Origin of the sequence: Rhodococcus sp. NPDC056960 (assembly GCF_042674125.1) — a bacterium.
Taxonomy (GTDB): Bacteria; Actinomycetota; Actinomycetes; order Mycobacteriales; family Mycobacteriaceae; genus Rhodococcus_F.
Genome location: NZ_JBHURF010000026.1, coordinates 119,685 through 134,679 on the forward strand (window position 1 = coordinate 119,685; position 14,995 = coordinate 134,679).

11 protein-coding genes and 3 pseudogenes are annotated in these 14,995 nt (G+C 64.6%); 7 read left to right on the top strand and 7 right to left on the bottom strand.

Annotated elements, in window-relative coordinates; translation table 11 throughout:
- Nucleotides 1-13 precede the first annotated feature (13 nt).
- Nucleotides 14-565 (top strand): VOC family protein, encoded by a 552-nt coding sequence (locus ACFTWF_RS34060; protein ID WP_378465484.1) that lies wholly within the window; start codon nt 14-16, stop codon nt 563-565.
- The gene (locus ACFTWF_RS34065) at nt 562-2,244 is read left to right on the top strand and encodes an FAD-dependent monooxygenase (RefSeq protein WP_378465485.1); all 1,683 of its coding nucleotides are present in this window, start codon (nt 562-564) and stop codon (nt 2,242-2,244) included. The genes ACFTWF_RS34060 and ACFTWF_RS34065 overlap by 4 nt, the downstream gene beginning before the upstream one ends.
- Before the next feature lie 439 nt (nt 2,245-2,683).
- Here the strand turns inward: ACFTWF_RS34065 and istB are convergent, their stop codons facing one another.
- Together istB and istA are read right to left on the bottom strand one after the other, a co-directional pair.
- Nucleotides 2,684-3,499, bottom strand: a complete 816-nt coding sequence (gene istB / locus ACFTWF_RS34070; RefSeq protein WP_005245467.1) for an IS21-like element helper ATPase IstB — start codon at nt 3,497-3,499, stop codon at nt 2,684-2,686.
- Nucleotides 3,496-5,151 carry an IS21 family transposase gene (gene istA / locus ACFTWF_RS34075; protein WP_378465486.1) on the bottom strand — a complete coding sequence of 552 codons (1,656 nt, stop codon included), beginning with the start codon at nt 5,149-5,151 and terminating at the stop codon, nt 3,496-3,498. Before istA ends, istB begins: the two co-directional genes overlap by 4 nt.
- 970 nt (nt 5,152-6,121) lie before the next feature.
- Here istA and ACFTWF_RS34080 point away from each other — a divergent pair.
- Together ACFTWF_RS34080 and ACFTWF_RS34085 are read left to right on the top strand one after the other, a co-directional pair.
- On the top strand, nt 6,122-6,925 hold the full coding sequence (locus tag ACFTWF_RS34080; RefSeq protein ID WP_378465487.1) for an SDR family oxidoreductase: 804 nt from the start codon (nt 6,122-6,124) through the stop codon (nt 6,923-6,925).
- 243 nt (nt 6,926-7,168) lie between these two features.
- Nucleotides 7,169-7,477 carry an MFS transporter gene (locus ACFTWF_RS34085; protein WP_378465488.1) on the top strand — a complete coding sequence of 103 codons (309 nt, stop codon included), beginning with the start codon at nt 7,169-7,171 and terminating at the stop codon, nt 7,475-7,477.
- Between the two features lie 58 nt (nt 7,478-7,535).
- Here ACFTWF_RS34085 and ACFTWF_RS34090 read toward each other — a convergent pair whose 3' ends face one another.
- Nucleotides 7,536-7,799: a hypothetical protein gene (locus tag ACFTWF_RS34090; RefSeq protein WP_378465489.1), complete on the bottom strand. Its 264-nt coding sequence runs from the start codon at nt 7,797-7,799 to the stop codon at nt 7,536-7,538.
- A gap of 118 nt (nt 7,800-7,917) precedes the next feature.
- On the opposite strand from ACFTWF_RS34090, the pseudogene ACFTWF_RS34095 reads away from it, so the two are divergent.
- Both ACFTWF_RS34095 and ACFTWF_RS34100 read left to right on the top strand, forming a co-directional pair.
- Nucleotides 7,918-8,160, top strand: a pseudogene (locus ACFTWF_RS34095) (site-specific integrase); the annotation flags it as partial.
- 302 nt (nt 8,161-8,462) lie between these two features.
- Nucleotides 8,463-8,690: pseudogene (locus tag ACFTWF_RS34100) on the top strand (IS256 family transposase); the annotation flags it as partial.
- 729 nt (nt 8,691-9,419) lie between these two features.
- Here ACFTWF_RS34100 and ACFTWF_RS34105 read toward each other — a convergent pair.
- The 3 genes from ACFTWF_RS34105 to ACFTWF_RS34115 all read right to left on the bottom strand — a co-directional run bounded on the left by ACFTWF_RS34105 (nt 9,420) and on the right by ACFTWF_RS34115 (nt 12,699).
- Nucleotides 9,420-10,733: a flavin monoamine oxidase family protein gene (locus ACFTWF_RS34105; protein ID WP_378465490.1), complete on the bottom strand. Its 1,314-nt coding sequence runs from the start codon at nt 10,731-10,733 to the stop codon at nt 9,420-9,422.
- Nucleotides 10,734-11,131: 398 nt separating this feature from the next.
- Entirely contained in the window at nt 11,132-12,088 is a 957-nt protein-coding gene (locus ACFTWF_RS34110) for an SDR family NAD(P)-dependent oxidoreductase (protein ID WP_378465491.1), read from the bottom strand.
- 191 nt (nt 12,089-12,279) lie between these two features.
- Nucleotides 12,280-12,699: a hypothetical protein gene (locus ACFTWF_RS34115; RefSeq protein ID WP_378465492.1), complete on the bottom strand. Its 420-nt coding sequence runs from the start codon at nt 12,697-12,699 to the stop codon at nt 12,280-12,282.
- A 415-nt stretch (nt 12,700-13,114) separates the two neighbouring features.
- Between ACFTWF_RS34115 and ACFTWF_RS34120 the strand changes: the two genes are divergently transcribed.
- Complete coding sequence (locus ACFTWF_RS34120) at nt 13,115-14,146, top strand: IS110 family transposase (protein ID WP_378465493.1); 1,032 nt, start codon at nt 13,115-13,117, stop codon at nt 14,144-14,146.
- Between the two features lie 537 nt (nt 14,147-14,683).
- Here the strand turns inward: ACFTWF_RS34120 and ACFTWF_RS34125 are convergent.
- Nucleotides 14,684-14,995, bottom strand: a pseudogene (locus ACFTWF_RS34125) (IS1634 family transposase); the annotation flags it as partial.

Below are 14,995 nucleotides of genomic sequence, written 5' to 3' on the forward strand. Positions count from 1 at the left end.
GACGAGGAGATCCATGTCGCTTCAACTCGCCCACGTAGTCCTCCAGACGACTCAGGTCGCCGCCATGCGTGATTGGTACTGCATCGTGCTCGACGCCCACGTCGTCTTCGAGAACGGTCCACTGTGCTTCATCACCTTCGACGACGAGCATCACCGGATCGCCTTCAAGCAGCTCGCCGAACGCGGTCCGCGGACCGAGACGACTTCCGGCCTTCACCACACGGCCTTCAGTCTGCCGTCCCTACAAGCTCTCTCGAGCCGCTACACCTCCCTGGAGTCGCGAGGCATCCTTCCCGCACGCTCAATCCAACACGGGGTGACCACATCGCTCTACTACGACGATCCGGACGGGAATGCGGTCGAACTTCAGGTCGACAACTTCTCGACGCCGGAAGCGGCCACCGACTACATGGAGGACGCAGAGTACGCGGAGGATCCCCTCGGGCCATTTTATGATCCGCGAGCAATGGTGCGGGCGCTGTCCGACGGTGTCGCCGAGGCGGAGATTATGACCAGGAAGTGGGCGCTTGCGAACCCGCTGCCGGCGCCGCAAGGTGAGTCATGACAGGCGCACGCGAGCATGACCTGCCACCAGACGTCGATGCACCGGTGGTGATCGCGGGTGCGGGACCCGTCGGCATGGCGCTCGCACTGGAATTGGCGATGCACCGAGTGAAGTCAGTGCTCGTGGAGCGCAACCCCGAGACCACGACATTTCCGAAGATGGATCTCACGAATGTCCGGAGCATGGAACTTATGCGGCGGTGGGGACCGCTCGACGACATCCGACGTGCCGGCGTAGGCGAGCGGCATTCCTTTGACGTCATCTTCACCTCAGGACTCGATGGGTACGAGTACGGACGCTGGGATTTACCGAGCCAGAAGGAAATGCGCGACACCATCACTGCGGCGAACGACGGGTCGCTGCCACGCGAACCCTGGCAGCGGATCTCGCAGGAGCGGATGGAAGCCGTTCTTATGAAGCGGTGCCTCGAATCGCCGTTCATCGACGTCCGTCGGCCCTGGGCGGTTGTTGCGGTGCGGCAGGACGCAGACGGTGCGGTGACCACTATCCGGTCCTGCACCGGTGACGAGCAGCAGCTGCGAAGTACGTTCGTAGCGGGGTGTGACGGGGCACACTCGGTAGTGCGCCGATCGACGGATATTCACCTCGAGGGCGAACGCAGTGCCCTGGGTACCTCCTGTCAGGTCCATTTCCGCTCGCGCGATGTCCGCACGCTGCATCGTTTCGGCCAGTTCTGGCACATGTTCATGGCGCGTCCGATCGGGCGGGTGGTCATCGTCGCCCAGGACGAAGAAGACACGTGGACCATGCAGGCTAGTGTGCCGGCCGGTACGACCGTGGACGAGATCGATCCCGTGGAGTTCCTACGCCTGCACACCAACAGTGCCATCGAGGTCGACGAGATCCTGAAACACTCTGTGTGGCAGCCACAGGCTCTTGTTGCCTCGAGTTATCGGGACCGGCAGATCTTCGTGGCAGGTGATGCCGCCCATCAGTACATCCCCACGGGAGGCTATGGGATGAACACCGGGGTCGGGGACGCAGTGGATCTCGGCTGGAAACTCGCGGCAGTGATCAACGGGTGGGGTGGCGAACGGCTTCTGGACAGTTACGACGCAGAGCGCCGGCCGGTGGGCGTGGCGAATCGCGATCGTGCCGTCCACAACGCCAGGGTTCATTCCGATGCCGCACAGATCGTCGGTGCCGATGCCGATCTGTTGGCCCAGGACAGCGAGGCAGGAGAGAAGCTGCGGGCCCGTCTCACCGCCCACTATGCGGATCGGCGGGGCGAGAACGAGAGCTTCGGAACGGAGCTCGGCTATGGCTACCCGGATTCACCGGTCGTCACGACCGCCGCGGATGAGGACGAGATCGGCACCATCACAGCCGCCGATCCGCTCGTCTACACCCCAACCGCATGTCCCGGCGCACGTGCACCGCACGTGTTCCTGTCCCCGGACAACTCGATCATCGACAACTTCACAGACCAACTCACTCTCGTGGACTTCGGTGGCGATCCACGTGCGGTGGAGGACATCCTCTCTGCCGCAGTTGGTCTCGGAGTTCCGATGAAGCACGTCGCCATCGACAGTCGAGCTGGGCGCGAGTTGTACCGTCGCGATTTCGCGATCGTCCGGCCCGACGGCCACGTCGCTTGGCGTTCAAACCACCGACCCGACTCCCCGGCAGACCTGGTAACTACGGTCGCTGGGCGCTGACCGCCGGCGCACTCGGAGACTCCTGGCCGGGTATTGGCGGTCCTCGAAGCACCTGATGGTTTAGACGACCATCAGTAGATCACGCAAGACATACGGCTAGAAACTTCCAGCCGGATGTCTTGCGTGGTCGGCCATTGAATTCTTGCGCAACTCACTCGAGGTTCTCGGCGCCGAATATCAGGAGGTCGGGAAGTACTGCTGCCAGGCCGTCGGGGTTCTCGTTGGAGGTGTGTTGACCGGGTGAGCGTTGGCTCTGTCAACTCGATCTGGCCCCACCTTGTCGGCTCGAGTTGGACCCAGCCGACCCTTACTCGTGAGGGTGTGACGGCTTGAAGTGGCCCCACCCCGAGGCGGTGAGCTGGGCGTTCTGGGGTGGTCGAATGTCCGGGCTGGACGCCGCGACGTCGACGGTGTTGTCCGTCGCCGGCACGGCCTCCGGTTAGCTCGCGGCTTGGGCTGCTGCCCTGGTTTGAGCGAGCCGGTAGCTGTCGGTGCCGGTCTCGATGATCGCGCCGCCGAAGGTGAGTCGGTCGACGATGGCCGCGCAGAGCCGTGGGTCGGTGAACGTCCGGGTCCAACCTGAAAATGACTGGTTGGACGCGATCGCCACGGAGTTCTTCTCCTCCCGTTCGGTCAAAACTTGGAACAACAACTCGGCGCCGCGTTTGTCGAGTTCCATGTAGCCGAGCTCGTCAATGCAGAGCAGATCCACCCGCCCGTAGCGGGCGATGGTCTTGGCGAGCAGTTTCTCGTCGGCGGCCTCGACGAGTTCGTTGACCAGTTTCGTCGCCAGGGTGTAGCGGACCCGGAAGCCGGCCTCGGCGGCGGCGGTGCCCAGGCCGATCAGCAGGTGTGATTTGCCGGTGCCGGAATCGCCGATCAAACACAACGGTTCGCCCTTGCGGACCCAGACGCAGCTGGCGAGGCTGTTGATGGTGGCCGGGTTGACGTTGGGGTTGGCGTCGAAGTCGAAGTCCGCCAACCATTTCTGGCGTGGGAATCCGGCGGCCTTGACCCGGCGGATGCTGCGGCGGCGGGCGCGGTCGTCGCATTCGGCGAGCAGCAGGTCGGCGAGGAAGCCCTCGTAGGTCAGTTGCTCCTTGTGGGCGACGGTGAGCATGTCCTCGAACCGGGTGCGCACCGTCGGCAGCCGCAGATCGCGGCAGGCCTGTTCGATCGCGGTGGCGGCGGCCTCGGGGGTGAGTCCGCGCCGGCGCCGTGCGGCGGCCGGTGAGGTGGGGGTCGGCCCGGTCATGATGATGCTCCTTCATGTGCAGAGACGGCGTCCGAGGAGGGTGGCGGTCGCCGCCGCAGCAACTCGTCGTAGGGGGCGACGGTGGGAAGCGGACGCGAATCCGGTGGCAGCCCGGCGATCACCGCCTCCGGGTCGGTCAACCTGCGTGCGGTCATCGACACCACCTTCGACGGTGCCGCCGCAGTCGGGGTGACCGCGTCGTCGGGACGGTCGGCGGCGGCCTTGCGGGCCTCGACGGCCACCACGTCCGCGCAGGCGGCACCGACAGCGACCGCGGCGCGGAGCCCGGCGGTCACATCGGCGTGTGCCATGTTCCGGTGCAGCAGTAGCACTTCGACGAGGGCGCGGGTGCCGTCGGCGTCCCCGTGCACCGATCGTGCCAGCGCCCAGAACGCCTCGTGGTCGACGGTGAACGTCCCCGCCGCGCGTGCCTGGGACAGCGCGGTCGACCCGGGTAGCGCGCCGGGTTTGCGGGCGAGGACCTCGAGGTAGTGATCGAGCACCAAGGCCTGCGCGCCCTTGCGGGCGAGGCGGTGATGGCGGGCGACTTCCCGTCGGCCGTCGAAGATCACCACCTCACTGGCCCGAAGTGAGACCCGCACCTGCCGTCCGATCAGGTAGATCGGCACCGAATAGTGGCATTGGCGCACCGTGACCCGCGAATATCGGTCCACCCGCGGCGTCAACCACAGGCCGGGCTCGAACTCTTCGGCCGGGAGCGGCCGCAGCAAGGGCCGTTCGGTGGCGAAGTCCTCGCCGACGGTCCGGATCCGGGTATCGATCCGCCGGCTGTCGTCCGCCCGATCCGCCGCGGCGAGGCGGGCGTTGAGCTCGTCCAGGGTGTCGACCTTCGGCACCGGGACCAGGTGGTTGCGGCGGAAGCGCCCCACCTCACCCTCCACACCGCCCTTCTCGTGGGCGCCCTCGAGACCGGTCAGGCAATAGAAGGAATCGAAGCCGTAGTGCGACCGGAACAGAATCCACCGATCCGACTCAGCCCGGTTGCGCCCGAACAACACCCGACGCACCGCAGATCGCAGATTGTCGTACCGGATCTTGCCGGTCGGGACACCACCGATCGTGGCGAAGGCGATCACATGGCCCTCGATGAACGCCTCCTGCCCCTGTGAGGCGAATACTCGGTGCACCGCCTTGCCCGAGTGCGACAGCCGGAGGGTGAACAGGAAACATTTTGTCCGTACCCCGGCCAGATCGATCCACACATCTCCGAAATCGACCTCCGCCTCCGCGCCGGGAAGATGGTCTTGCAGCACGAAGGCCGTCTCGGTTCCCCTCCCGGATTCGGCGACGATCTCCGGGCGTCGGCGGGCGACGTAGTCCCGCACCGACGAGTACGAGGCATCGCAGCCGTGTTCGTCGATCAACCTTGTCCAGATCCGTTTGGTCGTGTGTTTCTGCTTCCGCGGCGCGGTCAGGTCCGTGACCAGCATGTCATCGATCAGCGTCTTGAACCGTTCGAGCTTCGCCGCGATCCGCACCGGCCTCTTCCGGGGAGGCGGGATCGGAGACTCCAAGGCCGCGCGCACCGTCCGCCGGTGCACACCATGACGGTCCGCCAGCGCGCGGATCGACAGGCCCTCACACCGCGCATCGCGGCGGATGTCCTCGAACAGTTGCACCCGAGACTCCAACCCGAACCCCTCACGGCCGGCGGTGTGGTCGTCTCGATCATCGTGCCCACAACCGTCACCAGGATTCACACCGACGAAAACAGCCACCCCGGGCGTGTCGCGGTGGGGCCACTTCGAGCCGTCACACAACTCACCGGATAAGGGTCGGCTGGGTCCAACTCGAGCCGCCCGACCGGGGCCACTTCAGACTGCCAGAGCCAGAGCGTGGTGCGCAGAGGTAGGCAGGTACGTTGGTGGTCGCGCTGAACTGCCTGTGGGCGGACATTACGCAGCCCTGGTCCCAAGTCAGCGAGCCTTGAACCTACCTGGTCTCGTCGAAGTCGAAGGGTCCCAATCTGGCAAGGGAGATTGGAACCTACGTCAGCACCCCTAATTTTCGATGCGGAGACCCGAGATCGGGACGTGCGTGACGCATAGGGTATTCGAGTAAAGCGATGGACTCACGAACTCCTGAGATCCGGTGTCACGGAAGAGACGAAATCCGCTGTCCACGATGTGTCGAGATAACACACCGCACGCGTTGATCCGCTCTACCGAAACGCTGTCGACGGAACGTGAAAACTGAACACGGTATGGCGAACGGGTTCAAGTATGGTCGCAACACTCCTGATAGAAGTGGTGTGTGGATGGGACGAAGGGGACGCAAGCGGCGACTCGATCTGGAGACTGCGTGGCGGCAATCCGCCTGCCGGAAAGGGGTCAGTTTCAGGTGCCGTTTACAAACGCTACGCGCCACGTGCACCACGGGCATTTGGCAGATACGCAGTACTCCAAGCCCACCGCCCACCGGCACGTCGGCGAGTTGTTGGGGTCTGCGACTCCGCGCAACCCCGGCGGCATCGTCGGCGGACCCCGAGGAGGTCAATCGGATCAAGAGGGAGAACGCTGTCGATGACGGGTGAAAAATAACAACGTGTCGACAAACGAAAATTGACCACCCTCCAAGTGAAACGGAAAGAGAGATACGCCAATGAGTCGTACTTACGTTGTGACAGGTTCTGCATCGGGTATCGGGCGGGCGACGAAGAATCTGCTGGAGGAGCGAGGCGAGCGAGTCATAGGAGTGGACATCAAGTCTGCCGACGTCGAGGCAGACCTCTCGACGCCTGACGGACGGGAGCGGATGATATCGCAAGTCGGCGAACTCAGCGATGGTGAGATCGACGCGGTCCTGGCTGTTGCAGGTTTGTCGGCGCCGACGTCACTTACCGCGAGGGTCAACTACTTCGGCACACTCGCCACACTGACGGGACTGCGGCCTCTTCTGGCGAGATCCGCGGCTCCGCGAGCGGTCGCGGTCTCGTCATTCGCGCTTATCTGGCCAGGTAACGAAGACTTGTATGCCGCGTTCCAAGCGGATGACGAGGACCGTGCAGTCGAGATAGCTGACTCGATCGCGGGTGGCGTTCTGGGAGGCCCGATTTACAACACTGCTAAGTGGGCGCTTGCCAGTTGGGTGCGTAGAATGGCGCCGATGCCAGAGTGGGCGGGTGAAGGCATCGCCCTGAATGCAATAGCACCGGGACTGATCGCTACTCCGATGACCGCAGGCAGCCTCGATAATGCGGAAGCACGCAAGGCGTCACTCGAGGCTATTCCCATGCCGCTGAACGGCCCTGCGGAGCCGGTGGTGGTCGCGCGGTTGCTTGCGTGGCTCGCCGGGGTGGAGAACTCCCACCTGTGTGGTCAGATCATCTTTGTAGACGGCGGCGCCGAGGCCACGAAGCGCGGCGACTCGATCCTGACACTCGACGGAACTCTCGCGTCACCGTAGCAAGAATAGTCGGGTCCAGAACGAGCCGCGAGCTTGTCAGAGGCGGTGCACAACCGATTCCTCAATTTTCACGAGCGCCGGATGAAACGAGGTGAGCAGGCCGCGGATTCGGTTCGCAACTCGCGCTCGCGGCGCGCACCTGCGGGCTGCTGACAGCCGCCGGCCCGCGTTCGGGATCGACGGCGCGTTCGAGTGGTCCTGCGCAACTGAACACCGTGCCGTATCGGCGGAGAGAAGTACCTGATGGCTCTGCGCCCGGAAGATCAACGTCGCCCAGTCTGCTCGCCTCCACCTCAGAGAGGTGTCCGCGCGGTCCGTGCCGCGTCCAGCAGGCTGGTTGTCCTTGCCTTGGCATCCTGCGGTGTTGCGGTCTCACTGATGCAGACCATCGTGATGCCATTACTCCCGGAATTCCCGCGGTTGCTGCACACCACGCCCGTCGGGTCCGCGTGGCTGGTGACCGTCAACCTCATCGCCGGTGCCGTCTGCGCGCCGGTTCTCGGCCGGCTCGGCGACATGTACGGCAAGCGGCGTCTACTGCTCATGGCGTAAGCGGGGGTGTTCGGGCTGGCGGCGGCCGCCGGGTTGCTTGCCCTCGCTCTCGGTACGTTCATCCCCCGCGACAGCTATACCGCCACAGAGGGGCTACTTCAACGATCGCCCAGGCCCAGAAGGCTTGATCTTCCTCGAGTTCGAGGTCGCGTCGCTTGCCGGTGACGGGATCCTCCGCCCAGACCTTGCCGGGGACGGCTTTGTGGCCGGTGACGGAGCGGATCAGTATCTGCCCGGCTGCGGTGAACGGCTCGCCAGGCTGGGTGTGGCGGGCTGCCTGCAGGATCACCTCGGTTGAACCGCCCTGAACCGAAGTCTCCACTCGATCCAGGGCAATTCAGAATGCCAGTGACGGCGGCGTGGTCGAGGTCCGGCCATCTTCGGTGCAAGGGTCAAGCACATTTCGTCGACGGTCAAGTCCAGTGAGGTGGTGTGGGAGGTTGCGGGCCACCGGCATCCGGGTCGAGGAGCTGCTGGAACTCTCGCACCACAGCTTTGTGCAATACCGCCTGCCCACCACCGACGAAATCGTGCCGCTGCTACAGATCGTCCCATCCAAGACCGACGAGGAGAGACTCCTGTTGGTCTCGCCGGAATTGGCGGACGTGCTCAGCGCAGTCATCCACCGGGTCCGCGACCACACCGGCAAGATCCCACTGATCGCCTCCTACGACTGGCAGGAATGCGTATGGCTCGGCAACCCGCCAGCGACCCCTCCCTTTTGCGCCGACTCGAGCTCGCCACCACCCGCAACCGCGAACTCTTCGATGAGAACCAGCGCCTGCGCCGACAACTCGCCCACGCCCTCGGCCAACTCAGAGCAGGGCAACCCACCTCGACGAGAGCCGACAACCCGTCACACTTCGGTAACGATCACGCCGGCACAGCGCCGCCTCCCGGCCCTCGCACAACCCCTTCAAAGACACCGTCCCCCAAGAAAACTACCAGGTCAGAGCCTTGACCGACGCCCGAACTCAAGATAACGATCGAGTCGATGATCTCCGTGTGCCGCGAGCACGCCGCCAACGTCAAGCGGCGGCGGGACGGGCAGATGGCGTTGCGTTGGTGCGCCGCAGGGATGGTCGAGGCCGGCAAGCAGTTCCGCCGGGTCAACGGCTACCGGCACTTGTCGACACTCCGCGCCGCGCTCGAGGGCGAGTTCGCCAAAACTGTCGCACCCGTCGTGCACAATGATCAGGAGAACGCAGCCTGATGTTCACCGGGCCGCCACCGAAGTTCCACGGAGCTCGGGACATCCTCTCCAACAACCTTGTGGAGGTGATGTCTGTGGAAGATTGGGCGGAGATCCCCCGGTTGCATCGGTCCGAGGAATTGTCGATCAGCGAGATCGCTCGGAGATTGGGAATCACCCGGAACACGGTCCGATCCGCGTTGGCATCGGATCGTCCACCGAAGTATCAGCGCCGACCGCGGCGGAACCTCGCGGATATCGCCGAGCCGCAGCTGCGGGCGCTGCTGACGGACTGGCCGACCATGCCCGCGACGGTGATCGCCGAGCGGATCGGCTGGACGCATTCACTTACCACCCTCAAGGACTGGGACCGTCAGATCAGGGCGGAGTACCTCGGCGTCGACCCCGTCGACCGGGTCAGCTACGACCCGGGCCAGCTCACCCAATGCGACCTGTGGTTCCCGGAGACGAGGAGCCCAGGCCGAACAGGAATCGGGAGGCCACCGCATCGACCGGGTGACCCCGAACCGTTCGGCAACGTCGACAATGGGTGCACCGTTCCGCACTTCGTTGACGCGCAACGGGTTCTAGTCAACGTTGCAACACTCGGGGTGGTTGAGAAGCTAGCAGTGCGCCGAACAGTGTTGCCGGGGAGCGGTCTTGGAGCAGCCGTCGCCGAGGGCGACGCGGGATCCACGCGGAACATCGGCGCGATCGAGGAGCCGGCGTTGCCATGCGGCAGGGTTTCGTTCACCGACGATGCGTCGTTAGGAGCTCGCCGACGCGACGCGCCGCGTGGGTTCCCGATTGCAGTGCGCCGTCGACTCCGACCAACGCGTTCGCGAGCTCCGCGCTCGCGAACACCAGACGACTCTCCGCGGTTTGGAGGTAGGGCACGGTCTGAGACAGTTGGCGGGGCCGGAGGTGATGCTGCCCGCCTCGTGCGTAGACGTCGCTGCCCCAATCGTGCGAGAAGACGTCCACGATCTTCGCGCGCGGAAGCGGGAAGATCGTCTCGAATTCCTTAGCGAGCTTGTCCTTGTCCCCGGTGTCGAGGCCGTCGCTGAGACTGAAGCCGAGGATCGTGGTGAGACCGTCTGGTCGGACGATGTCCTTTCGGGCATGCACCAGCGGGGCATCGGTCCGGTCTGCGCGCAACACGAATAGATCCTCGACCTCGCCCTCGGCCAGCGCCCAGATTTTGGTCAGGTGTGGCGTCGCATAGACCTCGTCCGCATCGGTACGCCGGGCGGGAAGCTTTGGATCAACGTCGAGGGTAGGCCAGATCGTCGGTGGCGTGGCAACGATGCACGCCAACGCCGTGTAGGTCTCGCCGGCCTCCGTGTGCACCGCCACCGATGTCTCGTCGTGAACGATCCGGGCGACCGGCGATCCCAGCCGTATATGGGCGCGGGAATCGGCCGCGATGCTATCCACCAGTGCTTTCATGCCTCCCGCCAGACGGAATCGGCTTGACATCTCGAGCATCCGATTCAAGCTGTGGCCGGCCATCGCATAGTGCTTCACGAGAGACGAAACCCCGGCTTGATCTCGCAGCCCGCTGGTGCGAACGGTCATCCAGGCCTCGAGCCACGCCCTCTCCTCACTGGTGAGGTCCAGCTGCTCCACACGACTGCTGACGGAGAGTTCGTCCATAGCGACCAGGGCGTCGATGTCGAACCAGGGGTCGAATGGACGAGGGATGGACTCGCCGAGTCCGCGGAAGAACGCCTCGAGCCCCTTGCCCAGATGAGTGAGCGCCTCGTGGGCAGCGAGGCGCGTCAAACCGTCGTCGTGCGCGAGCGCGAACGTGGAAAAGGAGCCGACCTCGACGACCTCGAGCCGATAGCGCATGATCTCGGCCCACAGGTGTGGGTTCAGCCAGTGCACGTTCATGGCACCCATCTCGATGGGAGAGCCATCCCAGTCCGCTGTCCACGCCCGCCCGCCGAGGTGATCCTTGGCCTCCAACAGCAGCACGCGCTGATCGAGCATCCGAAGCTCACGCGCCGCCACGAGACCCGCGAGGCCGCCTCCCACGATGATCACGTCATAATCCGGCATCTCTTCTCCTTCTTCTAGGTTCACCCGTGACCGACCTGTTCCGAATCCCCAGCAACTCTGCTCGCCTCAGATTCGGAAACAATGCTCGCAGGTGCGTGCTGGCGTAGCGCAGCCCGAGGGTCTCGCTGGTGTGGCCCAGCAGGGCCTGCATCACGGCCAGGGTTACGATCTCCACGTCGCTGACCCCGGGTACGATCCCTACCCGTGGCAGGGCAGACACGCTCTGGGTGGGCGAGCAGCAGATCATCGGTGGTCACATACAGTGAGGTGGCAAGGGTGTCCAGATCGGGCGTCCACGAGGACCTCTAAGTTCGCGCCGGGTGGACAACGCTGACTATGGACACCCTTGCTGTCGAAAAATAGCTCCGCCACCGACCCGACCCCTTGGACTCACTCATCTAGGCTGGGGGGAGCACAAACGGCTCAAGTACGTCAGGAGCGGGAACGACCTTCGCGTCAAGGTAGTTGATCCCGACCGGCTGAAGCCGGCCGCGAAGATCGGCATCAAAGGCAGCTGCGACATCGCGAGGCGTCCATCCGTCCGGCCGGTACAGCGGTGGCGCGAGAACGTGAGGCTTCGTGACCAGCGAAAGTTTGTCGCCGTCCTCCATACGCAAAATCTGTCCGTTGATGTCCGTGCTCAGGTCCGAGAGCAGAAACACCGCGATCGGTGCGACGGTGGACGGGTCCGGTGCGACATCCAGGAAGCCGGCCTTCTCGAGAGGGCCGCTTCCAGGACTTCCTGCGCGCTCGGCATAGAACTCCGCGGTGCGTTCCAGCATCACCGTTTTGGCGTACGGAGAGATGGCGTTGACTCGGATTCTGCTCCCCGAGGCCTGCATGTCTGCCGCCCAGCAGTAGGTAAGCGACGCAACCGCACCCTTGCTCGCCCCATAGCTGCTCGTGTACACCAGGCCTGAGTGCGCACCAGACACGACGTTGATGATCGAGCCTTCCTCGCCCATGGCGCGCAGCGCGTGAATAGACAGGAAGTGAGAGCCGAAGACGTTGACCTCGAAGGATCGCCGGATCTCTGCCTCGGTCTCTTCACCTGCCTTCGCCGGCCTGTAGAAGGCAGCGTTGTTGATCAGGCCATCGAGCTTGCCGAATGCATCTACCGTGGCCCGAACGACACTTTCGGCACTGTCCCAACTGGAGATGTCCGCCTCGATCGCAATCGCGGCACCACCACTCTCTCCGATCGACTCAGCAACCGCTTTGGCCTTGGCCCCGTCGAGGTCAACTACCGCCACGTTCGCACCCTCCACAGCCGCAGCGCGGGCGTAGGCCTCGCCCAGCCCTTGAGCTGCGCCAGTGATGATCACTGACTTTCCAGTGAGCAGTCCATCACTCATGAACAACATCCTTTCGACATCACGCATTGAATATGCTTCACAATATGACGCCTATCGCATCAATGCCTGCATGAATCAAACTATTATCTGCCTGACTCCGATTAGGCTTTCCGTGCCGGTTCCAACGGCAAACGCCGCAGGTTAGGAGGCCCACCCCCTTCCTTTCGCTTCATGAGTCTCTGGAAGAGACGCTAGATCCGCGTTGCGTCCCGATCAGCGACTTTTGTCGCACGAGCCCCGACTTCCCAGGCAAGGAGGTGCCGGGGTGCTGCGTGCACGCCCCTATAGATGGCGTAGGCGCCATCAGCACACAAATGGAAGTATCGTTCGGGCAGCCATCGTGCGATCTCGGTGATCATCGCGATGGCGGAGCGGTGGCGGTGGTCGTCGTGCTTGCGGTGTACCCGGACGTTGATCGGCACCGCGATCGGCGTCCCACGCCATGGGTGGGCGGGACCTGCACGGTGAGGTTCAGCCCACGGGCGTAGATCACGCCAGCCGATGGTCGAACGCACCGCATCACGGAATACCCCGAAGCCATCGACTAGCCGGCCTTCGCAGTAGAACAAGGTGTCGTCACAGGCCAGCCCGCGATCGGCGTCCCACGCCATGGGTGGGCGGGACCTGCACGGTGAGGTTCAGCCCACGGGCGTAGATCACGCCAGCCGATGGTCGAACGCACCGCATCACGGAATACCCCGAAGCCATCGACTAGCCGGCCTTCGCAGTAGAACAAGGTGTCGTCACAGGCCAGCCCGCCCCTCGTCGGGGTAGAACCGGGCGACCCGATGGGTGGTGAGGACCTTCCAGAGGCGGCCCATCTACCAGGCGCCGTCGCGGAACGACCGGGGATAGGCACCATCGGCCCGCAGCCAGCAGGGTCGGCCACCGCGATCATCGCGGTTACGGTGCGCCGCCCCGGGGCATCGACCTGATGCGATGAAAGGGGCGGGGGCCTCCCCGCTCCTCGTGGTTCCCGGCGAATGCTGGGGGTGTCAAGGTTTCGTCACGACGGAGGAGGCCCCTATGAACGAGTATGACGGAAGTCAGGTCGTCGGGATCGATCTGCACCGGCAGCGGTCGGTGATCGTCCGCCAGACGGCGGAGGGCGAACAATTGTCGGCGGTGCGGATCGTCAACGATCCGGTGTCGTTGGGACTGCAGATCGAGAAGGCCGGCGTCAACCCGGAGGTGGTGCTCGAGGCAACCTACGGCTGGTACTGGGCGGTCGATGCCCTGCAGGCCGCCGGCGCGACCGTGCATCTCGCACATCCTCTGGGTGTCAAGGGTTTCCGGTATCGGCGGGTGAAGAACGATGTACGTGACGCGGGAGATCTGGCGGATCTGTTGCGGATGCACCGGTTGCCCGAGGCGTGGATCGCCCCGCCCGCCACACGCGAGTTGCGTGAGCTGGTCCGGTACCGGGCGAAGCTGGTCGCGTTGCGCTCCGGGCTCAAGGCGCAGGTGCACTCCGTGCTCGCCAAGGCGGGAGTCCTGATCCCGGTGTCGGACCTGTTCGGTGTCACCGGTCGCCAGAAGCTGGCGCGGGTGCCGCTCGCCGACGCGTACGCGCGGCGGGTGATCTCGTTGCTCGAGCTGATCGACGTCCTCGACGCGCACGAGGGACGATTCTTCGACCAGATCGCCGCCGAGTTGCGTGACCATCCTGGTTATCGGGCGATTCAAGCGCTGCCCGGGGTCGGCCCCACCCTCGGTGCCGTGTTCGTCGCGGAAATCGGTGACGTACACCGCTTCACCGACCCCAGTCACCTGTGCTCGTGGGCCGGTTTGACCCCCAAGCACCGCGAGTCCGGCACCGTCGTTCGCCGCGGGCACATCACGAAGCAGGGCTCCAAACTGGTGCGCTGGGCGGCGGTGGAGGCCATCCAGCGGCAACCGGCCGGCACGAAGATCTCGGTCGACCGCAAACGCATCGAGGCCCGCCGCGGCCGCAACATCGCCAAGATCGCCGCGGCCCGCAAACTGCTCACCCTCGTCTACTACGGGCTACGCGACGGAGAGATCCGTGCCCTCGCCCACCACAAGGCGGCGGCGTGAGCACCCCGGACGCAACACGCGCGCGGCCGCTGTCAAGTCTGACCCCCGTACCGGCGTGGTCGCTGACCTGATTGACCCCGCGTATTGCCAGCGCACCGCTCCATGCCCGCACCACCGGGCGAAGGGATGACCGGCAGCCGAGGAAGCTCGGCCCTGCCCAGCCCCCCACACGCATCGCATTGGAGACGAGTTATCCCACAACCGAATTCACCGTTTCCCGGGGGGTCGTGACCAGTCTGCTCTGGGCCGGGCCTCGGTCAAGACCGTTCGTCCTCACTGCGCTGCGGGCGCTCCGTCTTGACCGAATGGGGCCCTTGCCCAGCGCTGCCCGCACTGGTCGTGACCAGTCTGCTCTGGGCCGGGCCTCGGTCAAGACCGTTCGTCCTCACTGCGCTGCGGGCGCTCCGTCTTGACCGAATGGGGCCCTTGCCCAGCGCTGCCCGCACGGAGGCCGGAGACGGGCAAAACAGCAGGTCCGACAGGGGTTGACAGGACCCCGCCCTTTTAGGGATGACTTGCACAGGTTTAGTGCCCCGCTCAGCGGGTCGGTAGGTCCAGCGTGGTGAGGATGCGGACTGCGTCTGGGGTGAGTGGGTCGGCGGCGGTGTGAGGGTGGCCAGCGATGGTCATGGTGATTTCCTGCAGTGGACGCAGGGTCCGGACCAGGGAGCGGATCGAGGTCCCGGTCTCGGCCTGCAGGTAGCGGGCGACGGCAAGTGCGGTGAACACGACGGTGAGGTGGGCCTCGATGGCATCGCGGGTGTGATGGAACATCGGCCGCGCCCTCAGGTCGGTTTTCGACATGCGGAACGACTGCTCGACCTGCCAGAGGTCGTGGTACTTCGCGAT

What these genes read in the sequence shown, in the direction of transcription:
- ACFTWF_RS34060 (WP_378465484.1), top strand. Translation starts at nt 14, where the DNA reads ATGTCGCTTCAACTCGCCCACGTAGTCCTCCAGACGACTCAGGTCGCC.
- ACFTWF_RS34065 (WP_378465485.1), top strand. Translation starts at nt 562, where the DNA reads ATGACAGGCGCACGCGAGCATGACCTGCCACCAGACGTCGATGCACCG.
- istB (WP_005245467.1), bottom strand. Translation starts at nt 3,499, where the DNA reads ATGACCGGGCCGACCCCCACCTCACCGGCCGCCGCACGGCGCCGGCGC.
- ACFTWF_RS34080 (WP_378465487.1), top strand. Translation starts at nt 6,122, where the DNA reads ATGAGTCGTACTTACGTTGTGACAGGTTCTGCATCGGGTATCGGGCGG.
- ACFTWF_RS34085 (WP_378465488.1), top strand. Translation starts at nt 7,169, where the DNA reads ATGGCTCTGCGCCCGGAAGATCAACGTCGCCCAGTCTGCTCGCCTCCA.
- ACFTWF_RS34105 (WP_378465490.1), bottom strand. Translation starts at nt 10,733, where the DNA reads ATGCCGGATTATGACGTGATCATCGTGGGAGGCGGCCTCGCGGGTCTC.
- ACFTWF_RS34110 (WP_378465491.1), bottom strand. Translation starts at nt 12,088, where the DNA reads ATGAGTGATGGACTGCTCACTGGAAAGTCAGTGATCATCACTGGCGCA.
- ACFTWF_RS34115 (WP_378465492.1), bottom strand. Translation starts at nt 12,699, where the DNA reads ATGGCGTGGGACGCCGATCGCGGGCTGGCCTGTGACGACACCTTGTTC.
- ACFTWF_RS34120 (WP_378465493.1), top strand. Translation starts at nt 13,115, where the DNA reads ATGAACGAGTATGACGGAAGTCAGGTCGTCGGGATCGATCTGCACCGG.